Below are 22,994 nucleotides of genomic sequence, written 5' to 3'. Positions count from 1 at the left end.
GCTGGAAAAGTAACTAAAAGTCGTATTAACTCTACGTCTTGATCAAAAAGATCGAACTTCTTTTAGCAATAAAAGCAGATAATAATAAATAGTCGCTAAAGCGATACAATAATAAAAACTAAAGTTAAAATATTTAATTTATTGATTTACATAAAATAAGCCGTAATTTGTAACCTTAAGTTGAATCATAAATTGATTCGAAGACACTTTTTAGTCTCTGATCAGAAACAAAATATTTAATTGAATTTTCCCGAGGCGTTATATATCGGGCTTTTAATCATTGGCCTTTTTTTTGCATTTGATGCAGGAAAATAGCGGTATCATAATAATAAAACATGTTCTAAGTGGAGAGCACTATGAATTCATCAATATCAAGATTCACTCAAATGGGCGACTGGATCTTCGAAGTGAAAATGGTTAGAGCACTTCGCGTAAAAAAGTATGGAGAGCCTTACACTGCTTTAGCGACATTGACAGCGAATGGGGAGTCAATGTACATAGATAGTCAACTTACCCGAGAGAATGATGACTTTTCCCGAAAAGACTTTCTAACATTTTATAAATTCTGCCAAGCCTTAGAAATGAAAAATGTAATTTATGATAAAGTCAAAAACGGCGTAAGACATCCTCGAGTCGTAGATATAGTCGAAAACGTCAAACCCTCTCCAATAGTGCGTCTAGTCAAATAATTCCAACCTATCAAAAGTAACAAAATAGAAAACAGTTAGATTGAATGTAGCATTATCTATTTTGTTATTTTACGGGTATTACAAACTGGTGCTTGCTCAGCACCAGTTCCGGCAAATCGGAAGCAAATCAACGTAATCAAACCAAACACCATAAAGCCAATTGCTATGGGCGTAATGTCAGTTTTAACAAAACTGCCAATAAACATAGCAACGGGAACGGCAAATGCACTGCTAAGTGAACCTGTAATCGCTGCTCCTAAGCCCGCCACATGTCCTAATGGCATCATCGCCAGTGAATTAAGATTGCCAAACAGAACACCAATAAAGAAGAAATTAATAAACATAATTACGATAGTGACCAACAAAGGTGGCAGACCTTGATAGTGTAAAGTGGCAAGCACAAAAATCGTCGACATTACAATCGTCCCGTAAATCGCTAGGGTGCAAAGTTTACGCATTCCCATTGTCATCACTAAAGTACCGTTAATAAATGATGCAATGCCGATTGAGAAAGCCAGTACAGCGAAAATCAGGGGGAACATATCCCCTTGTGAGTAAAAATCTTCAAAGATGGTCTGAGACGCACTCAGATAAGCTAGGAACGATCCAAAAATACAGCCCATAGACAAGGTGTACATCATCACAGCTCGGTGAGTCAGAACATACTTACTTGATGCCCATAAGTCGGAAAATGCAAACGGCTTTCGTTTTGATTTAGGTAAGGTTTCAGGTTGACGACTGAAAAACCATATCGCCAAACCAAAACCGATAATCAAGAATGAAATAAATATTTCGCGCCAAGATGCGAAAATCAATATTGCTTTACCGAATGCCGGTGCAATCATTGGAACCAAGATAAATACCATCATGATAAACGACATCACTCTGGCCATGGCTTCGCCTTCAAATTGATCTCGAATTAGTGCAATACTGGCGATTCTGGGCCCAGAAACACCAAATGCTTGAATCACTCGGCCAAGCAACAACATTTCCATTGATTGCGAAAACAAACAAATTACCGTACCCAAAGCAAAAACGATCAAACCGGAAAGAATCGCCGCTCTTCGACCCTTGGTATCGGAGTAGGGACCATAATAGAGTTGCCCAAACGCCATTCCCAAAAAGAAGATGGAAATAATCATGTGAGTGTATTGCGGACTTTCACTGCCTAAATCACTGCCAATTTGATTGAGTGCTGGCAGCATGGCATCGATACTCAAAGCAACAATCGATGTCATAAATGCCATTAGGGTAACAAACTCAAACAATCCAAGTTTAGGTTTAGAGTGTTCGACAATCTCTTCAGTGGTCATTAGTACAATTAAATCCTTTTTGTAAAGAAGCTACATACAAAATTGTAGATAGACAGTTACAGATAGAGTTATGAGTGAAATTATATAGGAATAGTAGTTTCAATTTGAAGGCAAACGCTATAACCCAGATTAAAATCGTATTATAGCGTTCACATTTCCAATTGGTACTTGCTAAAAGTCATGGATAAAAAAATTCATTTGTGAAGCAACGATTAATCTACGCTCAAATCCGTTACCAAACCATTTTTAAGGCTATAAACCCAACTGTGAATCTTTAATTTCTGTCCCCGGGCAAGGGCATCTCTTATAATTGAGTTACGCTTAACATTTTCAGTCTGTTCAAGCACATTGATTTCACAGAGTCGCGCCGATTTGGCAGCACCACTTAGTTTACTTAACTCTTTTTCATGTTTGCTGGCGATATCCCGAATGTGTCCCAACCAGTTGTCTACCAAGCTTAAATTTAGAGGCTCTTTTTGAATTGCTGCATCAATACCGCCACAACCGTAATGACCACACACAATGACGTGTTCAACTTTCAACACATCAATGGCGAACTGCAAAACCGAAAGACAGTTAAAATCAGTGTGCACAACTAGGTTAGCCACATTGCGATGCACAAAAACTTCGCCTGGGGGTAAGTCGACTATCTGATTTGCAGGGACTCGACTATCAGAACAGCCAATCCATAAAAATTTGGGATTTTGTTGTTGCGCCAATGACTCAAAAAAGTGAGGCGTGACCTTTGTGGTCCTTTCCGACCACTTGCGATTATTTTCTAACAGCTGTTCGATTTCATTCATGGGAATTTACCTATAACTCAAGGTTACGCCATGATACAAAAAGCAACGCAGATCGCCTAGGAAAATAATCCGATAATGACGTTCTAAAGTTTATGATTTTTCACAACTTATAGGTAATCAAAGGATTTAACAGATGATTAGCAAAGGGGCTCTTGTCAGCGCCGTTCGACTAGACAATTGCATCAATGAATCACTTTTAGCATATTGATCTCAAGGTTAACCAAGGAAGGGTAAGATTAAATCAATTCCCTCAATGATTCGTCCATTGAGATTCAAACTCAACCAACAGACGTTTAAACTTAAGCTCTCTTTTGTGCATCCATACCCATATCAATGGCATACAAACAAGGTTCAGAATCAGCATTAACTTTGCTTTTCGCAGTAATTCTTGTTGATCAACGAAATCGCCAAAATACGCGATTAGCAAATAACTTATAAAGAACAATGGCGTGAAGTAACAAAGTACTTTGTTGACGTAAGCAATTTTAATATTTTGCCGATATTGCAGTTTTACCCGCTCAATAAACTCTGAGGTTGTTGCAGATTCAGATTTAAAGCCCAGAGAGAAGCGTCGCAGCCATACAAGATAAAAGAACCAAACAAAAATAAATAGAAAGATACTCCAAATCCAAATTGTTTCGAAAGTAGACATTTTTCTAGGAAAAAAGAAGAACGCGATTGGCACAGCGATTGTCGCCAGCGCATCCATTAAAATATACAGATATTGCTTCATTCTCATCAACCACCACTGTCGTTTTAGTGATTGCGTATCGACTTTAACCACATCTTGTTGCTGCCAGATTTTGTCTAAATCAAAGTCGTCATTATTCATGATTAATTGTCTCCATTAAGGATTTTTTGGCGCGATTGAGAATAACCCCCACATTGACTGGACTTATGCCACATACCTCAGCAATTTCTTGGTACCCCAACCCCTCCATTGACATTGTGACTATTTGTCTTGATTGCATGGGTAATTTGCGTACGGCCTTGAGCAATAAAGTGACTTTGGATTGCTCGGCTAATTGGGATTCAAGAGAGGTGTTATTGGTAGAATGGGGGCTTTCGATCTCACAATAACTTTCACTAAAAGGTTGTTTAGCGTGATAAGCAACGTGGGTTACCGCTTTATTGTGAGCAACACGTAATATGTAGGTTTTAAGGCTGCTATTTCCCTTAAAGGCTTTCAAGGATTGCCACACCGCTAAGCTGATTTCTTGCAATAACTCTTGTTGCAAGTGTTGGTTGGCCTCATAGCTTGATGCGACTCGGCTCAGTAGCGGCCCATATTCAGCAACAATGGCATTAAAATCCTTGCTCAACGGTAATTCCTGCAACCTAAATATTTAAAAACTAATGTATTAGTGTGTCGCTTTCAAAAAATATTACAAATATCTGTAATGTTTTTTAAAAGCCCAAGACTAAAACATTAAACGGTGAATAAAACAGCGTTAAAATGTTAGCCAAAGCGATGGAAGTTTACATATCGCAACGGTCAAACTGAACAAATCATTACCCACTAACAATAGGAAAAGAACATGAGCGGATTAACAATCACATTGCTGGTCTTAGGCAGTATAACCTTATATTTAGCTGCGGCTTGGTTAGATACCAAACATAACTGGAAACTCATTGATTGGTTCAATGGAGATACACAAAATCCATTTAAAACCTCAAAAGAACAGCAATTTAAAACAACTATCAACCATAAAGATCAAGAAATTAAAGACTTAAAAGAACGTATACAAGTGCTCGAAAAAATCGTCACAGAGCCCGCCTATGAGCTCAATAAAAAGATTAATTCCCTTTGAAAACACAAATACCTGCGCAGTTCATCTTGTTAGTGGCTGCGCTATGTTTGTTTATGCCTAATCTTTAATCTGACGAACCTTAAATGCGGCTATGCTCAGCGGCACTTTCCCCATGGCTATGGCGTTCCCCAGTAACACCACAAGTACACCAATCAAAGCAGGCAATCGCCACTGATAGCCTTCAAATAAAGTGGAAATAAACAACGCGACCAAAGGATACATTAACACCACATAAGCGGCCTTATCTGAGCCAATTTGCTGTACCAGCTTCATATATGCTCCAAATGCTAAGACTGAGCCGAACACCGCTAGAAATAAAAGCGAAAGGTAATAATCAACTGAGCTAGGAAAGACTAATTCAGCGCCATTTAAAAAAGCGTAGCCATACAAAAACACCAACGCATAAGTCATTGCCCAAAAATTCATTTGCAGTACTGGGGTGCCATGGTCAAGTATGCGTTCCGAAATCACGTTACCAAATGCAGCGCAAACAAAGGCAATACAAGCCAGCGTAATCCCAAGGGATAAAAACATATGAGTCTGTGCATGTTCAAATTGCGGCACAAAAATCATCGCCATTCCCAGCAAGCCAAAAGTTGCGCCAAGCACTACCTCTAAACGTATTGGCTTTTTTAAAAATAGACGACGCATAATGACATTAATATAAATAATGCATGAACTCATAAGCGCAACCACTGCGCTCACTAAATATTTCTGACTTTCATATAAAAAGCTGTAGTCGAGGGTGTAAAGGCTTAATCCCACTGCGGCCATCTTTATATGGATATGCATGGGTAATTTCAGTGACAGCTTTTTAAACCAACACACACACCCAAGTAAAATAGAAGCGATAGTAAATCGATACGCGACCGACAATACAGGGTCTACTTCACCTAATTGAAAGGTAATTGCTATCCAAGTTGAGCCCCAAATTAAAGTGCAGCTAATAAAAAGTTGAATATTTGACACTCAAAGGCTCTCATGCAAAATGACTAGGTAGGCATAGTAACAAAACGTTTTAAAAGCGACTAATAAAGAGTATTCTGTTTAGAAATATTGTTTAAATTGACAAAGGGAATTGAAAAAATGAAAAAGTTGTTAGGTTTGTTAGTATTACTTTTAGTAATCCTCGCTGTGACTTTATGGATTCGTTCAGAAACTGTATTTGAAGATAACCAACTACAAATTAAACAATCGAAACAAGAGTTACCCTTAGATACAGATGCCGCTGTTGCGAGATTTGCCAAAGGCATCCAAATAAAAACAATATCCCACGACGATCCAGCACAATTTAATCCTCAGCCTTTCATTGAATTTAGGCAGCACATCAAACAAAGTTACCCACTTGTGCATCAAGCTTCCCAACAAAAAACATTTAGTGAACATAGCCTGTTATATTATTTTCCTGGCACAGACAACTCTCTCAAACCAGCTCTATTTATGGGCCATATGGATGTAGTTCCAGTAGACGATGCAACCCTAGATAAATGGCAACAACCGCCTTTTAGCGGCGCAGTAGTGGACGATATTATATGGGGAAGAGGCACCATAGACGACAAAGTAACGGTATTTGCGTTGCTGGAATCAATTGAACTGTTATTGCAACAAAATAAGCCTTTTAAACGAGGGATCTATTTAGCATTTGGTCATGATGAAGAAATAGGTGGCAGTCAAGGCGCTGTAAAAATTGCAGAATATTTACAACAACAAGGTGTAGAGTTTGAATTTGTGTTAGATGAAGGGGGCGCCATTACCGACGGTATCATGCCGGGCATAGAACAACCTGTAGCAATTGTTGGCGTTGCCGAAAAGGGATTTGTAAACCTCAGACTAACCGTCAATTCCGAAGGTGGGCATTCTTCGCAACCACCAGAACACACAGCGTTAGGTATATTGAGTGAAGCCATTGTCAAAGTAGAAAATGCCCAATTTGATACCGATTTAACATTTAGCAAAATGACCTTTGATGCGGTTGCTACGCACGCACCACTGAGCAGTCGTTTACCTATGGCTAATTTGTGGTTATTAGAACCTGTTGTAAGCAATGTAATGCTAAAAACACCATCAAGTGCCGCAAGCATCCGCACAACTATTGCAGCAACCATGGCCAGCGGCAGCTCCAAATCTAATATTCTGCCCTCTCAAGCGTCAGCAGTGATTAATTTTCGAATCCTGCCTGGAGATAGCATTGAAAGTGTTAAACAACATGTTATCAGTGCCATTGATGACGAACGCGTATTGATTAGCGACTTTATGGGCATTAACCCTTCAGGGGTTTCACCCACAGATAGCGTTGGTTTTAAGTTAATCGAAAAGCATATACGTCAGCTCGATAACGATGTACTAGTGGCGCCCTATTTAGTCGTTGGCGGTACAGACTCACGCTATTTCACAAGTCTGTCAGATAACGTTTATCGTTTTATGATGGTGCGCTTAAATCCAGAAGGTTTAACACGCTTTCACGGCATAAATGAACAACTACCAGTGCAAGATTATCTCAATGCGATTAGTTTTTTCCATGCAATGCTGCAAGAAACCAGTGGCATCGAAATGCCGCAAAGTAGCCATTAAGAGTAAGCCAAGGCTATAAATAGGAATAGACTAAATAGAAAAGCGGCGCGCAAATTAACCACCCTACAAAAGTGCATTTGAAAAAGCCATCACACGGCGCATCAAAGGTAAAAGAAGTGGGTTGCTGCCGCGTTTCAGGGAAAGGTTTTAGCAGTCGATAGAGTTTGAAGAATCCCAATCCTACTAGGATTGGGACCACTACAATGGCAATAATGAATAGCACAAACATCCAAGTTTCAGGTGAGTTCCTGTGCATGCTAGATACTCAAAAACGCAATATTAACCGCGGATTTCACCGTCACCATAAACCACAAACTTTTCAGTAGTTAAGGATTCGGCCCCCATTGGTCCGTAGGCATGCAATTTACTGGTAGAAATACCAATTTCCGCGCCTAAACCTAATTCACCCCCATCTGAAAAGCGTGAAGAAGCATTGGCCATAACAACAGCAGAGTCGACAATCCGAATAAACTCATTTGCCGCAGAATAATCTTGGGTCACTATCACTTCAGTGTGCCCAGAACCGTATAAACCTATATGCTCAATCGCTTTATCAAAATCTTCCACTACGCGCACTGCAATCTCCAGCGCTAAATACTCGGCATGCCAATCATCCACAGTGGCTGCTTCGGCATCTTTAAAATAACCGATGCTATTTTCACAGGCATGCACTTTCACTTTATGCTCAGACAACATTTTGGCGGCCATTGGTAAAAAGGTGTCGGCGACAGATTGGTGCACCAGTAAGGTTTCTAGGGAATTACACACGCTAGTGCGCTGGGTTTTGCCATTTTCGAGAAGCGATAAACCTTTGTTTAAATCTGCTTGTTTATCAATATATAAATGACAAACACCTTTAAAGTGTTGAATAACCGGAATACGACTATTTTCAGTAACAAAACGGATTAAACCTTCTCCGCCTCGGGGAATAATCAAATCGATAGAATCATTTAACGTCATCAATTCATTCATTACACTGCGGTCGGTATTGGGGACAACCACCACCACATTCGGGTCTAATTGATGTTTTTCTAACGCCACCTGAATGCATTTTGCCAATGCCAGATTTGAATGAATCGCTTCTTTACCACCACGTAATATCACCCCATTACCGGCCTTAAGACACAATGCCGCGGCATCAATTGTCACATTCGGACGAGACTCATAAATCATTGCTATTACACCCAAAGGGATACGCATTTTACCGACGCGAATTCCACTTGGACGTTGTTGGACATGGCTAATTTCCCCCACAGGATCAGCTTGTTGAACGATTTCAAGTACCGCGCTGCGAATGGCTTCCAGCCGCTCTTCGGTTAAGCGTAAGCGATCTTGCATAGATGCATCGATTTGATTTTCCTGGGCTGCATCCAGATCTTTTTGGTTAGCACTTAAAATCTGCTCTTTTTGCACAATCAGTTGATCGGCTATTTCTGTCAGCAGGGCATTTTTTGCCTGACTTCCTAAAGACGAATAAGCTCGTGCTGCTTTTTTTGCTGCCACTGCTGCTGCAGCGATTGAAAATGTCATATAAATTTACTCACTTTTTATAACAGAACCATATCATCTCTGTGCACCACAGCTTCGCCAAAAGTATAACCTAGAACACTTTCGATTTTGCTGCTTCGCATCCCTTTTATACTGTTCAAATCAGATGAATTATACAATGCCAACCCCTTGGCAAGTGCGTTATTTTGATACTCGATGGTTACTGCATCGCCGGAACTGAACTGACCAATCACGTCGACGATGCCACTAGGCAACAAGGAAGCTCCTTTGTTAAGAATGGCCGTTTTAGCGCCCGAGTCAATGACAATTTTGCCACCACTTTTTAAGGTATGTTTTAACCATTGACGCCGCGCATTTTCCCGACTTGCAACAGGAATAAAACGTGTACCTTGGATCTTTCCGTCTAATAGTTGATCAAACACTTCGCCTTTTTGACCGTTAACTATTAGGGTTTGAATACCACTTTGTGTGCACTTTTGAGCAGCCTGGAGTTTGGTTATCATTCCACCTGTGCCCATTTTTGTGCCCGCGCCACCAGCTAAAGCAAACGTATTATCATCGATACAAGGTACTTCTGATATCAATTTAGCATCAGGGTTTGCACGGGGATCTTGATCATATAGGCCGTCAACGTCTGAACAGATAATCAAAGTGTCCGCTTGGGCGATAAGTGCTGTATAAGCCCCTAAATTATCGTTATCACCTACTTTGAGCTCATTCACTGCCACTGTGTCATTTTCGTTCACAATCGGCAAAGCTTGATGATTCAACAACTCGCGTAATGTATTTTTTATATTTACATAGCGAGTTCGGCTATGTAAGTCGTCGTAAGTTAACAATAACTGGGCACAGGGAAAATCAAAAAAGCGCGACCAGTTAGACATCATCTGCATTTGCCCGATGGATGCCATTGCCTGTTTTTCAGCAATAGACGGGGGATGATGAATAGGAATACTGCCGCGACCAGCAGCAACACTGCCAGAAGAAACCAAAATAACTTCTTTGCCCTGTTCTCGGCTTGCGGTAATAAAACGCGCGATTGCCAATAAATAACGTCCACTGCAATGCTGACCATCAGGCGCAATCAATGCGCTACCGACTTTTATAACAGCACGCTGCCACTCAAACTCATGCATCAGTTTTCTCTACTTAAATAATTATTCGTAGATTACGACAATTCACAAACTAAACAAGGCATTGGGGTTATAAGTTATGGAAAAATAGGAGGGTTAATCTTTAGCAGCCTTAGCTAACTGTTGTTTTAACCAAATTTCTGCGGTATCAACATCATCAAAAAACTTATAATGTTCCCCAGCGTTTTGGTAAATCTCACCAATATGTTGTTTGGCGAAATTGGGTGAATCACAATCATTAACTAAAATTGCAGTGGCGATTCTATTCCGCTGCTTTTCAGCTCGTACAATCTCCGATAAGCGTTGCCCTGCGGCGTGCACATAGATACATTCACCATGCATAATGACAAGAACCGCCCAAGGTTCCTGAGCAAGCTGTTCGATCAGTGGATTTGCTTCTTCACCAGATTCATCTAGTGATTCAAGATTCCAAGGACCAGTCCCCTCCAGTCGTAAGATTCGATCTTTGACGAACAACTCTAACGTACCGTGGGCCTCAAACATTCTATGCACAATTACGCCTATCCGGTTAATTTTATACCCATAGGTTGAGTATATTTATTTTTTACCATTGATGCCAACATTTTAAAGATATACCTAATATCTCGATTAACTTCTGACCTTTAATTAATGTCGTTTTTATCCAAAAACTTGGCTAATACTCTCAGTTTAAGATAATCAAGAATCTCTTGTTCCTGGTCTGCAATTTCACCATCAATAAGACATATTCCTTGAGCGAGTACTAAGGCCTTTTTAGCATTAAAAGATAAAGGGTCTTTCAATGACATAACAAATTGTTTTGCTTCGCCATTTTCTACGGCTTCTCTGACCTGATGAATGGATTGGCGCTGGAACTCTTCCATATCTTCTTCACCTTGCCACTTAATATGGTGAAATATAGAGTCGTAATAATCTTGCTCGGATAGGGTGATTTTGCCATCTATTCGATAAAGCAACATACACAACTTTAATAACGCTTCATTGAAAGATTGTTCCATTCCAACTTTTACTCCAATTCATAATAACAGGTCAATCTGCACTATTAAGGGAAGTGCACTTATGCGTAAAAGATGAAATGGGGACTAAATCTGTTTTTCCAATTCGATTGAAAACTGTTAACTACTCTTTTCCTGCAGTAATTGATCTATCTGTTCACGTTGGTCGAGACAAAATAAGACAACCACATCACCAGCTTTAGCCTTCTGTAAAGCCAGTTTAGCCCCAGCCAAAGGCGAATCAACGCATTCAATAATTGAATCGCTAACACCTTTTTGCTGTAAATGTTTAGCCACAAGATCGAGTAGCTCTTTGGGTTGCCTACCCCGTAAATATCGGGCTAATTCCGCCACTATGTAATGGTCAGCCTGCAATTTATAAATTTCATCGCTAAGCTCTTTAATATCCGTATCCGCTCTATCACCAGCGTTACTGAACATAACAATATAGCGCTTTGCAGGGAGCTGTTTTGCCGTGCTAATCATGGCTTTAACACTATGTGCATTATGGGCAAAATCGACCATGACTGTTGAGCCGCTATAGGTATATAAATTGCCCCGTCCAGGATTATCCTTGGCTGAACTACCAAAGCGCATTAAACCTTGCTTGATGGCGTGCAGGGGAATGTGTAAAGCCATACTCAGACCAATCACACCCAAGGCGTTTTGGATATTGTGCTGAGCAGCCCCTTGCATGGTCATTGGAATCGACTTTACCTCTGCAATAGGTACAGGCGTTCCATCGGCATGCATATACACAAATTGCTCATTATCGACAAATACACAAGGCCAACCAACCTGCTGATTTTGCAGAATCAGAGGGTGTTTTGGATCTTCACTGAACCAACAAATTCGACAATTAACGTGCTTAGCTTGCTGAACCACCAATGTATTATCCGCATTGAGCACTAACGTCCCGGAACTATCTAATCCTTTCGCCACAACAAACTTTACTTCGGCCAACTCTTCAACCGTATTAATACCGTATTGTCCAAGGTGATCACTGGCAACATTGGTAATAAGCGCGGCATCCACATTATCGATTGGGATCCCGCGGCGTAAAATGCCGCCCCTAGCAACTTCTAAAAAGGCCATCTCAGTGCGTTTGTCGCGCAACAGCATTCTTGCGCCACCAGGGCCCGAATAATCACCCTTATCAATAATTTCATCACCCACTTTGATAAAGTCAGTGGAAGTCACACCGGCACAAATTCCCGCCGCTTTAGCGATCTCGCTAGCCAGCCGTACACTGGTTGATTTGCCGTTGGTGCCGGTAACAAAGGCACGGGGAATATCTTTGTATTGTTGCCAATCCAACGCTGTGCTTTGCGGCAGTTCTGTAATAGGCCAAACGTCAACCGTTGGCCCAGTGCCTAGACTAAATTCGTCGTCATCACTAATAGCAGTAACATTATGAGCATGGGCTTGAGCCATGAGATTTAACAACTCAGAATTTTGCTCCTGATTAAGCGTAATTTGCAATTGTTTAACTCGACTAGGCAAATCAATTTCTGGTTGCTGACAAAGTTGTGAAACTGTTAACTCCCAAGCAAGCTCAGCTAGGTCACATGCAGAATAAAGTGCATCCATAGGGGCGCTAAGTGCCATACTCGCACCGCCGGTGTAAAGCCGAAATGTATAGGTTTGCTGCCAGTTTATTTGCGGCAACAACTTATCGACCCAACTCTGCCAAGTGTTGATCACAAGACGACTATCAATGTCGTCAATAAACACGTCTAAGATAGCCCCTGGTTTATCCCACAATAAATTGGGACCGGTCAGTCGTCTGACTTCATCTAGCTCTAAACGCATTAATCTGAATCTTCATCACGTTCAACGACTAAGCGCACACCTCTTTCATCTTGAACGAGGGTTTGACCAGCATCGAGTTCAAATTTGTGTTCGACAGGTTCAAACAGTTTTTCCGGATAGTCACGAGAGGGCACTTCATCTTTTTGGGTCAAGTCACGATCCGCTTGGAAATGCACAATTTGTTTCCAACAACGGGTAATGTTGTCGCCAAGAATAATCAACAAATCGCCTTTTTGACAATCCGCTAAAGCCTTATCGATGGCGTCTTTTTCAGACGGAATCACTTGTATATCGTCGTCAGACAATCCCTGTTCTAAGTAGGTTTTACGCAACAACTCTGGTATTTCATCATGCCCTCGACCGCGACGATCATCGTCCGCTTTACAAACGATCGCATCGAAACCTTTGGCAGTAATAGTAGCTGCCTCAATCACATCTTCATCCCGTCTATCACCCGGCATGGCAATAACCAAACGACGTTTTCCGGTGACATCTAAGCGCATCGCTAAATCGGTGATAGTTTGAATCGCCGCAGGATTGTGCGCGTAATCCAAAATCACTTTAAACGGATGTTCGTCATAAATATTAAGACGGCCAGGCGCTTGATAGAATGAGGTATTGAAAATACGTAACCCTTGGCGAATATCTTCCAATGAAGTGTTAAAACAATATGCCATTGCAGTCGCAAACATAGCATTTTGCACGTTATGCATTGCTTTGCCTTCAATGGTCGCTGGAATAAGATGAGTCCATAACAGCGGGATATGTGAGCCCTTATCGTAAATGGTGATCATGTCACCATTAATCCCTTTTTCCAAAACCACAGCTAAACCACCACTGCGGATATGCTCCCGTACCAAACCATGGCCAGAATCCGTGGTGACATAACAAATGCGCTTCGCGGTACAAAAGTCTGCCATTTCTAAACAGTGTCTATCATCTGCGTTAAGTACCACACAGTCTTTTGCCACTTCCACAACCACACGTTTAATCTGGGCAAGTTGCTCTAATGTGTCTATACCCCGCTGACCTAAGTGGTCGGCGCTGATATTCAAACAAGCACCCACATCACATTCGCTGTAACCAAGACCACGTTTAAGTATGCCACCTCGCGCGGTTTCCATTATCGCGAAGTCAACACTGGGGTCGCGCAGTACGATTTGCGCTGAAGTAGGACCTGTCATATCCCCTTTTACGGTTAAATGACCGTCAATATACACCCCATCTGTCGAGGTCATTCCTGTGGTATAACCAACACTCTTCATTATGCTAGCTAGCATGCGAGAAGTGGTGGTTTTACCGTTAGTTCCGGTAATTGCGGCAATTGGTATGCTTGAATGGGCACCAGGAGGAAACAACATATCCATCACTTTACCAGACACATCTCTAGGCGTGCCTTCACTAGGAGCAACATGCATTCTAAAACCAGGCGCGGCGTTACACTCACAAATGCCGCCGCCAATTTCTTTATATGACTTACTGATATCATCAGTGAGGAAATCAACACCACCAATATCTAAGCCGATGGCTTTTATCGCCCGTACTGCCATATCTCGGTTGTCAGGGTGCACAGAATCTGTGACATCAATGGCGGTACCGCCGGTTGATAGATTTGCCGTTGAGCGTAAGTAAAATTCCTGCCCTTCCTGCAACACCGTATTTTTGTCATATCCGGCTTCCGCTAACAAACGTTCAGCTTGATTATCCAATTCTAATCGGGTCAGAACTTTTTCATGACCGATACCGCGACGGGGATCTTTGTTCACAATATCCACCAGCTCTTCAATCGTGCTGCTACCATCTCCTACTACATGACCTGGAACCCGTTTAGCCACAGCCACTAACTCGTCATTTACCACCAACATACGATGATCAAAACCGGTCAAATAACTTTCTACCAATACCGCTCGGCTAGTACCAAATTTCTGGGCTTCATTAAATGCTGTTACCACTTCCTCATCAGTAGTGAGGTTGATGCTGACGCCTCTACCATGATTCGCATTGAGTGGCTTAATCACCACAGGGAAACCAATACGATTAGCCGCACGCACCGCTTGACGCTCACTGTAAATCATCAACTGTTTAGGTACAGGCAGACCTAAGTCATTTAAAAGATTGTGGGTGTCTTCTTTGTCGCAAGAAATTTCAACAGCGATATGTTTTGTTTCACTGGTGATAGTAGCTTGAATACGCTTTTGATATTTACCGTGACCAAATTGCACTAAGCTGTAATTGTTTAAACGTAACCAAGGAATATCACGCTCTTCGGCAGCTTTAACCAAACTACCAGTACTAGGGCCAAATTCTTTTTTCTGGGCCATGCGTACAAAGTCTTGCAGCTCTTGGCTAAAATCAAAATCATCATCAATATCGGCATTAATTGCAGTCTGAACTTCTTCTGGTAAAAGGTGAGTAAGTAGTCGCATACCCAAAGAACCAGCTTCTAAACCAACATCCTGTTGTTTGTATTGATACACAACGTTATAGCAACCGGGTTTATCTAAACTCCGAGTGCGACCAAAGCCCACAGGCGAACCCGCTAAGTTTTGCAGTTCAAGGGCAACGTGTTCCCAAATATGGCCCATCCACGTACCTTCGTCATCGCGCAAGCGACGGATAAAACCACCTTCTTCTTGGTAGGAACAACCGTGGCTGTGCAAACTAGGAATCGCATTGATTAAGCCATTGATGAAATCCTCACCTAATTTTACTGAAGGCCAATTCTCCAACTCGCCTAAATCGATTTGATATCGAATAACAGGAAAATTAGCGTAAACATTTGGGCCGACATAAACGTTTCTACTGAGGATCTTCATATATTTGGGCTTCCTTGTGTAAGTTGCTCTAAAACTATTAACAACACGCTAAACGTGAATCACATTGATGAAAGGAGAGTGAAAACAATACTACAAGTAACGGACTTAAGATAAGGATGTTTTAGCTTATAGAATTGTAGTAACTAGGCTATATAAAAACAGTGGTATTCGCCACTGTTTTTATATTCAGCATAAATGGAGGATTAAGCGAATGCTTGGCGCGTACTGATATTGTAACGACTGCCCGATGCGAGGATATGCACCTTTAAATTAAGTAAGGTCAAAGCATCACCTCTGCGTGCTTCAGCCATTGACGAATATTCGATATCCGCAGGGTCAACAACGGTTATTGCACCACTGCCTACCACTGTAAATTCATTATTCTCATCAATAAATGCGGCGGTATCTTCGTCTAATCCAATACCCACTAAAAACGGATTATAGGAAACAGCACTTAGCAAACGCGATAAACGATTGCGTTCATTAAAGTGTTGATCCACCACTACCGTGTTGATCAAGCCCATACCAGGCGCTAAGTTCACCCCATCTTCAGTGGGCACAATACCAGTACTGCCACCGGTTATCATGTGTTGTGACACTATTGCCGCACCCGCAGAGGTGCCAGCTACATGCACACCTTTGGCATTAATTTGACGAATCGTCTTAGCAATGGGGGTACCACCTAATATGGTCGACAAACGCAATTGATTGCCGCCGGTGATAAACACAGCCGTGCATTTTAAAAGTTGTTCAACATAATCAGGGTTTTGCGCATCAGCGCGCTCGCGAATAGGTAATGAAATAGTTTTACCCGCACCTAGTTGGTGAAATAAGTTTTCATATCGTTCGCCGGTATCATCTAGTTGAGAAGCCGTTGGAATCACGCAGATCACTGCATCTGCACCCCCAGCGAGCTCAACAAATTTTGTCAGTATTTCAGGGTTATCTATTTTCTCTTCGGCGCCGCCGATGGGGATTACATAACCACGTTGCTGCCCTTCAATATTAGGAGACGGCATATTCAATCCTCAAACGTACCTTTTTTTACAAAAGATTTATCAAAAATGTGCCACACACCAAGTGCCATGACATGGCTGATGCGGGACGAATCGTCAAGTATAACAAGATCTGCGTCAAACCCAGCGTGTATCTTGCCTTTTTTATGAAAATTCATCAAAGAAGCCACATTTGAGCTGAAAAATGGCAGGCAGTCTTGCAGCGGCACACCATTATCGAGCAGTTCATATAGCACTTGGGTCATCGATTCTGAGTTGGCGAAGTCCATTTTGGTTAAATGTCCTTGTTTATCAAAACACGGTAAACAGCCACCGCCGTCAGAACTAATGGTGAGTTTGTCGTTTGGAAAGTCACTGGCGAGATATCGACTTAGCGCGTCCGCAGGTTCATAACCCTCACCATCGGTTTCAAATGCAGTTACGTCAATCCAACAACCTTGTTTGGTTAGCTCACAAGCCTCTTCAAACAAAAACCGCTGGCGATTTACATGGGTTGGATTAAATGTTCTGGCCGGTATTTCTGAGCCTGATAACGCTTCTCGTACCAAACTCAAGCCACGTTCGCCGTCACCTAAATGCAAATGCACAGTACCGGCCTTACCAGTCATCAATCTTGCCACATGGGCTTCAGAAGCGACTTTTAACAATTCATTAAGGGTTGGTTGACTAGAGCGATGGTCGCTGATGGCTAATTCACCCACCGCCACTATGGGATCAACAAACACGATATCGGTTTTAATGGAACCGGTTAAGGTAGTGGGCGGTAAATGATAGCCCCCAGTGTAACAATAAGCAGATAAACCTTCCTCACGCAGACCGTACACCTGAGCAACCAAAGACTCAGTACTGCGCGTTGTATCATCAGTACCTAAGAGTCCAACGGCTGTAGTAACACCTGCACGGGTAAATTGGCTCAGAGGAACCGGTGGCACACGGGTGGCAAATCCAGCTTCACCGCCACCACCGGTAATGTGAGTGTGCGCATCTATTAAGCCTGGGATTACAGTCGCTCCTTGCAAATCGAGCTGCTGAACATCAAGTTGAGAATCAAGCTTAGGCAGGCTATCTAAAATCTGTAAAACTCGACCGCCTCCCACTAAAAGGTGACGAATACCAAGAGCCTGCGGGGCGAAAATATTGGCATTTTTCAGTAGAATTAATGACTGCTTGTTCAACCCGATCTCCAAATAAAGTGTTGATGCCTAAAACTGGTGTTTTAGGGCTAAATCGTAAAAATCGGATTATACACTAGCTATAAGCGATAGTTTATCTCAGCCATAGAATTACTAGACATTTTACCGGATCGTAAGCGCCTTTGGTTTTGTAACCTGGCCTTTAGGCCATGGAAAGGTTCATTGTGCAAGCGGGCCTAAAGCACCCGCCTACAGGGAACGCTTTGTTAACGAATAATTACCACTCGCCGGTATTTTCCATCGATGCCCAAGGCTCTTGAGGGGCAAGAGCCTTACCTCGTTGCAGTAATTCAATGGAAATATTATCCGGTGAACGCACAAAGGCCATATGACCGTCTCTAGGCGGACGATTGATAACCACACCGGCATCACTTAGTTTCTGACATAAACCATAAATGTCATCAACCAAAAACGCTAGGTGTCCAAAGTTTCTGCCACCAGTGTAAGTTTCTGGATCCCAATTATAAGTCAGTTCCACTAAAGGAGCGTCATCTTTCTCTGCACGCTCTGCGTCTTCGGGAGCGGCTAAATAAACCAAAGTAAACCGACCTTTCTCATTTTCGATACGCTTGCTTTCTTGCAAACCTAGTTGCTCACAATAGAATTTTAAAGATGCATCTAAGTCTGCGACTCGCACCATAGTATGTAGAAATTGCATGAAAAACTTGCCTCTTGGGTAACGTTAAGCTTGTGTTTATTAACACCAATCTAGACAATATTGTCATTATTAACCGGCACCTCTAGTATGGTGGGTGATTTTAATTATTCAATCCTTTAGAGGGGTTGTTGCAAAGAAAATGGCAGTTTTAAACTGGCGCCTGATTTAGCTGGATTACCGATCATTTCGTCATAAGGCGAGTCATGCACCATAACTGCCTGCAACACATCAATATCTGCAAAGGCCTCGCGAACTTGTTGAGTGCTATTAAAACGCATTAATTCATTGCCGTTGTATAACATGCCTTGCTCATTTCCTATACGCAACTTCAGTAAATAAATACTCATTTCAAACGATTGTAATTCAAGTTCATCTATACTTTGGTTTTGGCTTATCAATTGTTGATATTCGAATTTCATCTGCACTTCTCGACTAATGACAACTCTAGCGTGGTTTAGGATATTTACGTTTAATCAGCAGGTTTAGTTCATAGTCGCGAATAACGCTCAGTCGACTCTACAATTGATTGAACAACAAGCCCTTGTTTTTGATTGTTATATCCCAATCAAAATAGTAGAAACAAATAGTGACATGAGATTTGGAAGTAGTAATATCTACGAAGTGTTTATCTTTATCTGTATTTTTTAGTAAGTGTCTGCCACATTAAAGGAAGGCATTTACTTTGGCCGCTGAACAAATTGGCTGGAATAGATAAACAATTTACAGACTATATTTAAAAAAATTCAACGATTTGCTTCCTAGCTTGTCATAATATTATCTAGTTGCGTGTAATTTAGGAAAGAAAATGACTGACGAATCAAACCCCAAATCCATTAAGCCGCACATTATTTTAGCAGTGATTGTGATCTGTGTTGCAGTCATAGGTTATTTTGCGTTAAGCGGCAGTAATGAAACCGAAGAAGTCCCTGAGCCGATAATAGAAGCTCCCATTCCAGATCCAATCATTGACGAAAATGAGCAACAGCAATTCGACGAATACGCTGTAGAAGACGAAGCTGAAATGATCGAAGAAGAGCCTGTGCTTGTGGATTTACCGCCACCTGAACCGATTCCAGAGCCACTCGATACCAGCGATGCTGCGGTGAAAACGTCGATTATTAGTTTAGCCAATTATGAAGCAGCGGCAAGTTTATTGGTAAATGATGACTTGCTTAGACGTTTTGTGGTTATGACCGAAAACGCTGCCAATCATAATATTGCGACTAATCATCAAGTAATAGTGCCGCCGGAACAAAAGTTTCGTGTGTATGAGCAATCTGATAAAAGTTTTATCGATGCAGCCAGTTTCAAACGTTACACGCCCTATGTAGAAACCTTAGATTCTATGGATACAGATTCGTTAATATCGCTATACGAAACTTATAAACCGTCAATTACAGATATTTACGCCGAAATTGGCGACCCTGATGACGACTTTACCTTTGTATTAATGGATGCAATCAATCATCTGCTGGATACGCCAGAAGTGCCTGTGCCCATCGAAGTTTATACTGATAGTGTGATGTACAAGTTTGCCGATGACCGATTAGAAAGTTTAACCGCCGTGCAAAAGCAACTGCTGCGCACAGGACCAGAAAACATGCGTCGCATCAAAGCAAAATTGCGTGAAGTCAGAGATGCGTTGCAATAACAGCAATTCCACTAGGATGATTAAGGCGAGTGTCTAATGGACTTATCTAAGCTACAAAGCCAACTTGCTCAGCAGCAGGGTAAAATACCGCCAGTAGAAAAGTGGAATCCAGATTTTTGTGGTGATATTGATATTCACATCAAACATGATGGTAGTTGGTTTTATATGGGCACGCCCATTGGACGTAAACCACTAGTGAAATTGTTTGCTAGTGTTTTACGCAAAGACCAAGACGAATATTTCTTGGTCACGCCCGTGGAAAAAGTACGCATTAAAGTCGATGACGTGCCCTTCATTATCACTCAGTGGGACAAACAAGACGATTTACTCACCTTTAGCACACAAACTGACGATAGTTTTGTGGTCAGCAACGACAACCCAGTAGAAATACGCCAAGACGCAACGACTCAAGCAATGCTTCCTTATGTCAAAGTAAGACGTAACCTCTGGGCTCGCCTACATCAAAACGTATATTACCAACTTATCGAAATAGCCGAAGAAGTGGCCATAGATGGCAAGCAACAATTGCAACTTAGCAGCGGCGAATACACCTTTACTTTAGGCACATTTTAAACAAAAGTTTACAGTTGTTTAAGACGCTATTTTTGACCTGCTAAACAAATTAACCTAATGTTGATAACTCTTACAATATTGGCAGGGACTCCTTGATGATTAGCCGTAAATCTTTATTTTTAAAAGCATCTTTTCTACTTATTACCACCGCGATTCTGAACGTTAGCCATGCCGCAACCATTATTCATGCTGGCAAGCTGATTGCTGCGGATAATAACGACGTTCAAAACAAAGTATCAGTGATTGTTGAAGGTAATAAAATTAGCCGCATAGAAAAAGGCTTCACCCCAGCAGGTGACAATGATGAAATCATAGATCTTTCAGAGTACACGCTAATGCCCGGCTTGATGGACATGCATACCCATATCAGCAGTCAATTTGAAGGCCCTAGTACCTACATGGAACCCTTTGTTTTAAACGAAGCGGATTTTGCGATTAAAGCCGTGGTCTATGCCAAGAAAACCCTAGATGCAGGTTTTACTACCGTACGTAATTTAGGAGACGGTTACAATGAAACCGTAGCACTGCGTAACGCCATCAATAGTGGCAAAGTCCCCGGTCCGAGGATATTCACCGCAGGTCAGGCGATCGCCACTACTGGTGGACACGCCGATTCGACCAATGGGCAAGCAAAAATAATTCGCCGCGATCTCGGCCCAGAAGAAGGGGTTATCAATGGTGTAGCAGAAGCCAGAAAAGCGGTTAGACAGCGCTATAAAGATGGTGCTGACTTGATTAAGATTACTGCCACAGGTGGTGTTTTATCGGTAGCCAAAAGTGGCCAAAACCCACAATTTATGGATGATGAACTACAAGCAATTGTCGACACAGCTAAAGACTATGGCATGACAGTCGCCGTGCATGCCCACGGCAAAGAAGGTATGCGCCGCGCTATTTTGGCCGGTGTTTCGTCCATCGAGCACGGTACTTACATGGATAAAGAAATCTTCAAACTGATGAAGAAACACGATATTTATTATGTACCTACTATTATGGCTGGAAATTGGGTGGCAGAAAAAGCCAAAATTGACGGTTTCTTTCCTGATTTAGTGCGTCCTAAAGCCGCTAAAATAGGTCCACTAATTAAGGCAACCCTTGCAAACGCATATAAATCAGGGGTCAACATTGCTTTTGGAACAGACTCTGGGGTTTCGGCCCATGGTGATAATGGACTTGAGTTTGTGCTCATGGTCGATGCTGGAATGAAGCCCATAGAAGTAATTCGAAGCGCGACCTATCATGGCGCGAAATTGCTCAATGAATTAGATACCTTAGGCACAATAGAAGCAGGTAAGTTTGCTGATATGGTTGCCGTACATGGTGATCCGTTAAATGACATAAAAGAGATGCAAGATATTGATTTTGTGATGAAAAACGGGGAAGTTTTTGTACATAAACAGTAATCTCGGGCATCTTTTTCAATCTTCTGGAATGAAATTTCGGTATGCTCAGGTCTCTAAATAAAAGTAATAATAAAACCGTAAACCACTAAGTAATCAAACATATACATGGAGAAAAGAATGAAATTACGTTCAACAGCTATTGCTTTGCTTACCACCCTTGGGTTAACTATAAGCCTACCCTCTATGGCAGCCCATCACGAAGTTGGTGATTTAATTAAGACAGCCATGAAGTCTGATATACGAACCGAAGCTGAGATAAAGCGAGATCGCAACAGAAAGCCTGTTGAAACATTAGAGTTTTTCGGCCTTGAACCCGATATGCGTATTCTTGAATTGTTGCCTGGCGGCGGTTGGTATACAAAAATACTTGCGCCAGTAGTACGTGACAAAGGCGAATATTATGCTGCGATTGGGACTGGCAATATTAAAGAGTCCCTTAGTAATCAGCCTGGTTTCGACAAAATGAACATTGTCGCTGAAGAAGCAAAACTGTATCGTAAAGACGGGGCACGGTTCTATTCATTAGATTTAGATTCGTTCGGCGTGAAAGATCTCGATATGGTATTGACCTTCAGAAACTACCACAACTTCTCTGAAGAAGGCCGTAAAGCTATGAACGTTGCCGCATTTGAAGCACTGAAGCCAGGTGGTATTTATGCGGTTGTCGATCATACTGCACGACACATGGAGCCAGCAAACAGTTCAAATGGTAGACGTGTTGACCCAGTTTTAGCCATCAAAGAAATTATCGAAGCTGGGTTTGAATTTGTTGATTACAGCGACCTTCACTACCGCGAAGACGATGAACTAGAATATGAAGTAGGTGCAAAATCAGTAACCGGTAATACCGACCGCTGGACGATTAAATTCCGCAAACCAGAATAATTTCAGCACCAATATCAAAAATGCAATATCTGTTGTAGGCGGGTGTTTTAACCCCGTGCAATTGTGCGACCTTCCAGGGCCTAAAGGCCGTGCTACGGGAGCAATGTCTCTTGTAGGCGGGTATTTTAACCCCGCGCAATTGTGCGACCTTCCATGGCCTAAA

General features: G+C 41.9%; 22 protein-coding genes. 7 read left to right on the top strand and 15 right to left on the bottom strand.

What is annotated here, in order from left to right; all coding sequences use genetic code 11:
- The first annotated feature begins 356 nt into the window (after positions 1-356).
- Positions 357-689: a hypothetical protein gene (locus tag ABWV72_RS05665; RefSeq protein ID WP_008846084.1), complete on the top strand. Its 333-nt coding sequence runs from the start codon at positions 357-359 to the stop codon at positions 687-689.
- A gap of 56 nt (positions 690-745) precedes the next feature.
- On the opposite strand, the gene ABWV72_RS05660 is transcribed toward ABWV72_RS05665, so the two are convergent.
- The 4 genes from ABWV72_RS05660 to ABWV72_RS05645 form a co-directional block, all read right to left on the bottom strand.
- Entirely contained in the window at positions 746-2,002 is a 1,257-nt protein-coding gene (locus ABWV72_RS05660) for a multidrug effflux MFS transporter (RefSeq protein WP_303500266.1), read from the bottom strand.
- A 212-nt stretch (positions 2,003-2,214) separates the two neighbouring features.
- Positions 2,215-2,805 (bottom strand): carbonate dehydratase, encoded by a 591-nt coding sequence (gene can, locus ABWV72_RS05655; RefSeq protein WP_216047763.1) that lies wholly within the window; start codon positions 2,803-2,805, stop codon positions 2,215-2,217.
- Positions 2,806-3,055: 250 nt separating this feature from the next.
- A complete protein-coding gene (locus tag ABWV72_RS05650) occupies positions 3,056-3,637 on the bottom strand; it encodes a hypothetical protein (protein ID WP_216047762.1) in 582 nt (193 codons plus the stop codon).
- On the bottom strand, positions 3,630-4,127 hold the full coding sequence (locus tag ABWV72_RS05645) for an RNA polymerase sigma factor (protein WP_353369247.1): 498 nt from the start codon (positions 4,125-4,127) through the stop codon (positions 3,630-3,632). The genes ABWV72_RS05650 and ABWV72_RS05645 overlap by 8 nt, the downstream gene beginning before the upstream one ends.
- A gap of 216 nt (positions 4,128-4,343) precedes the next feature.
- On the opposite strand from ABWV72_RS05645, the gene ABWV72_RS05640 reads away from it, so the two are divergent.
- Complete coding sequence (locus tag ABWV72_RS05640) at positions 4,344-4,616, top strand: hypothetical protein (RefSeq protein WP_216047760.1); 273 nt, start codon at positions 4,344-4,346, stop codon at positions 4,614-4,616.
- A 57-nt stretch (positions 4,617-4,673) separates the two neighbouring features.
- Here the strand turns inward: ABWV72_RS05640 and ABWV72_RS05635 are convergent, their stop codons facing one another.
- The gene (locus ABWV72_RS05635; RefSeq protein WP_353369244.1) at positions 4,674-5,585 is read right to left on the bottom strand and encodes a DMT family transporter; all 912 of its coding nucleotides are present in this window, start codon (positions 5,583-5,585) and stop codon (positions 4,674-4,676) included.
- Positions 5,586-5,702: 117 nt separating this feature from the next.
- Between ABWV72_RS05635 and ABWV72_RS05630 the strand changes: the two genes are divergently transcribed.
- A complete protein-coding gene (locus ABWV72_RS05630; protein WP_216047758.1) occupies positions 5,703-7,187 on the top strand; it encodes a M20 family peptidase in 1,485 nt (494 codons plus the stop codon).
- A 279-nt stretch (positions 7,188-7,466) separates the two neighbouring features.
- Here ABWV72_RS05630 and ABWV72_RS05625 read toward each other — a convergent pair whose 3' ends face one another.
- From ABWV72_RS05625 to ABWV72_RS05580, 10 genes are all read right to left on the bottom strand, one after another.
- Complete coding sequence (locus tag ABWV72_RS05625; RefSeq protein WP_216047757.1) at positions 7,467-8,717, bottom strand: glutamate-5-semialdehyde dehydrogenase; 1,251 nt, start codon at positions 8,715-8,717, stop codon at positions 7,467-7,469.
- Between the two features lie 17 nt (positions 8,718-8,734).
- Positions 8,735-9,832, bottom strand: coding sequence for a glutamate 5-kinase (gene proB / locus ABWV72_RS05620; RefSeq protein WP_216047756.1), 1,098 nt, complete (start codon positions 9,830-9,832; stop codon positions 8,735-8,737).
- A 93-nt stretch (positions 9,833-9,925) separates the two neighbouring features.
- Positions 9,926-10,342 (bottom strand): hypothetical protein, encoded by a 417-nt coding sequence (locus ABWV72_RS05615; RefSeq protein ID WP_353369241.1) that lies wholly within the window; start codon positions 10,340-10,342, stop codon positions 9,926-9,928.
- 110 nt (positions 10,343-10,452) lie between these two features.
- Positions 10,453-10,827 carry a TerB family tellurite resistance protein gene (locus ABWV72_RS05610; protein ID WP_353369239.1) on the bottom strand — a complete coding sequence of 125 codons (375 nt, stop codon included), beginning with the start codon at positions 10,825-10,827 and terminating at the stop codon, positions 10,453-10,455.
- Positions 10,828-10,944: 117 nt separating this feature from the next.
- Positions 10,945-12,636 carry a Mur ligase family protein gene (locus ABWV72_RS05605; RefSeq protein WP_353369237.1) on the bottom strand — a complete coding sequence of 564 codons (1,692 nt, stop codon included), beginning with the start codon at positions 12,634-12,636 and terminating at the stop codon, positions 10,945-10,947.
- Positions 12,636-15,452 (bottom strand): cyanophycin synthetase, encoded by a 2,817-nt coding sequence (cphA, locus tag ABWV72_RS05600; RefSeq protein ID WP_353369235.1) that lies wholly within the window; start codon positions 15,450-15,452, stop codon positions 12,636-12,638. The genes ABWV72_RS05605 and cphA overlap by 1 nt, the downstream gene beginning before the upstream one ends.
- Positions 15,453-15,655: 203 nt before the next feature.
- On the bottom strand, positions 15,656-16,471 hold the full coding sequence (locus ABWV72_RS05595) for a cyanophycinase (protein ID WP_216047751.1): 816 nt from the start codon (positions 16,469-16,471) through the stop codon (positions 15,656-15,658).
- Positions 16,472-16,473: 2 nt separating this feature from the next.
- Positions 16,474-17,643 (bottom strand): beta-aspartyl-peptidase, encoded by a 1,170-nt coding sequence (gene iadA / locus ABWV72_RS05590; protein WP_353369233.1) that lies wholly within the window; start codon positions 17,641-17,643, stop codon positions 16,474-16,476.
- A 235-nt stretch (positions 17,644-17,878) separates the two neighbouring features.
- The gene (locus tag ABWV72_RS05585) at positions 17,879-18,319 is read right to left on the bottom strand and encodes a VOC family protein (RefSeq protein WP_216047749.1); all 441 of its coding nucleotides are present in this window, start codon (positions 18,317-18,319) and stop codon (positions 17,879-17,881) included.
- A 116-nt stretch (positions 18,320-18,435) separates the two neighbouring features.
- Positions 18,436-18,738: a DUF6482 family protein gene (locus ABWV72_RS05580; protein WP_353369230.1), complete on the bottom strand. Its 303-nt coding sequence runs from the start codon at positions 18,736-18,738 to the stop codon at positions 18,436-18,438.
- Positions 18,739-19,124: 386 nt separating this feature from the next.
- Between ABWV72_RS05580 and ABWV72_RS05575 the strand changes: the two genes are divergently transcribed.
- The 4 genes from ABWV72_RS05575 to ABWV72_RS05560 all read left to right on the top strand — a co-directional run bounded on the left by ABWV72_RS05575 (position 19,125) and on the right by ABWV72_RS05560 (position 22,831).
- Positions 19,125-19,970 carry a DUF3014 domain-containing protein gene (locus tag ABWV72_RS05575; RefSeq protein WP_216047747.1) on the top strand — a complete coding sequence of 282 codons (846 nt, stop codon included), beginning with the start codon at positions 19,125-19,127 and terminating at the stop codon, positions 19,968-19,970.
- A gap of 36 nt (positions 19,971-20,006) precedes the next feature.
- Complete coding sequence (locus ABWV72_RS05570; protein WP_353369228.1) at positions 20,007-20,543, top strand: DUF1285 domain-containing protein; 537 nt, start codon at positions 20,007-20,009, stop codon at positions 20,541-20,543.
- A 95-nt stretch (positions 20,544-20,638) separates the two neighbouring features.
- Entirely contained in the window at positions 20,639-21,946 is a 1,308-nt protein-coding gene (locus tag ABWV72_RS05565) for a metal-dependent hydrolase family protein (protein ID WP_353369226.1), read from the top strand.
- Between the two features lie 117 nt (positions 21,947-22,063).
- On the top strand, positions 22,064-22,831 hold the full coding sequence (locus tag ABWV72_RS05560; RefSeq protein ID WP_353369224.1) for a class I SAM-dependent methyltransferase: 768 nt from the start codon (positions 22,064-22,066) through the stop codon (positions 22,829-22,831).
- The last annotated feature ends 163 nt before the right edge of the window (positions 22,832-22,994 follow it).

Origin of the sequence: Aliiglaciecola sp. NS0011-25 (assembly GCF_040370605.1) — a bacterium.
In the GTDB taxonomy this organism is placed as follows: domain Bacteria; phylum Pseudomonadota; class Gammaproteobacteria; order Enterobacterales; family Alteromonadaceae; genus Aliiglaciecola; species Aliiglaciecola lipolytica_A.
The sequence above is the reverse complement of the archived record's forward strand: the minus strand, read 5'-3'. Positions and strand labels throughout refer to the sequence as shown.

Coding starts and splice junctions, on each gene's coding strand:
- ABWV72_RS05580 (WP_353369230.1), bottom strand. CDS start 18,738: ATGAAATTCGAATATCAACAATTGATAAGCCAAAACCAAAGTATAGAT.
- ABWV72_RS05605 (WP_353369237.1), bottom strand. CDS start 12,636: ATGCGTTTAGAGCTAGATGAAGTCAGACGACTGACCGGTCCCAATTTA.
- ABWV72_RS05630 (WP_216047758.1), top strand. CDS start 5,703: ATGAAAAAGTTGTTAGGTTTGTTAGTATTACTTTTAGTAATCCTCGCT.
- ABWV72_RS05585 (WP_216047749.1), bottom strand. CDS start 18,319: ATGCAATTTCTACATACTATGGTGCGAGTCGCAGACTTAGATGCATCT.
- ABWV72_RS05665 (WP_008846084.1), top strand. CDS start 357: ATGAATTCATCAATATCAAGATTCACTCAAATGGGCGACTGGATCTTC.
- ABWV72_RS05570 (WP_353369228.1), top strand. CDS start 20,007: ATGGACTTATCTAAGCTACAAAGCCAACTTGCTCAGCAGCAGGGTAAA.
- ABWV72_RS05660 (WP_303500266.1), bottom strand. CDS start 2,002: ATGACCACTGAAGAGATTGTCGAACACTCTAAACCTAAACTTGGATTG.
- ABWV72_RS05640 (WP_216047760.1), top strand. CDS start 4,344: ATGAGCGGATTAACAATCACATTGCTGGTCTTAGGCAGTATAACCTTA.
- ABWV72_RS05625 (WP_216047757.1), bottom strand. CDS start 8,717: ATGACATTTTCAATCGCTGCAGCAGCAGTGGCAGCAAAAAAAGCAGCA.
- can (WP_216047763.1), bottom strand. CDS start 2,805: ATGAATGAAATCGAACAGCTGTTAGAAAATAATCGCAAGTGGTCGGAA.
- ABWV72_RS05565 (WP_353369226.1), top strand. CDS start 20,639: ATGATTAGCCGTAAATCTTTATTTTTAAAAGCATCTTTTCTACTTATT.
- proB (WP_216047756.1), bottom strand. CDS start 9,832: ATGCATGAGTTTGAGTGGCAGCGTGCTGTTATAAAAGTCGGTAGCGCA.
- cphA (WP_353369235.1), bottom strand. CDS start 15,452: ATGAAGATCCTCAGTAGAAACGTTTATGTCGGCCCAAATGTTTACGCT.
- ABWV72_RS05595 (WP_216047751.1), bottom strand. CDS start 16,471: ATGCCGTCTCCTAATATTGAAGGGCAGCAACGTGGTTATGTAATCCCC.
- ABWV72_RS05560 (WP_353369224.1), top strand. CDS start 22,064: ATGAAATTACGTTCAACAGCTATTGCTTTGCTTACCACCCTTGGGTTA.
- ABWV72_RS05650 (WP_216047762.1), bottom strand. CDS start 3,637: ATGAATAATGACGACTTTGATTTAGACAAAATCTGGCAGCAACAAGAT.
- ABWV72_RS05575 (WP_216047747.1), top strand. CDS start 19,125: ATGACTGACGAATCAAACCCCAAATCCATTAAGCCGCACATTATTTTA.
- ABWV72_RS05610 (WP_353369239.1), bottom strand. CDS start 10,827: ATGGAACAATCTTTCAATGAAGCGTTATTAAAGTTGTGTATGTTGCTT.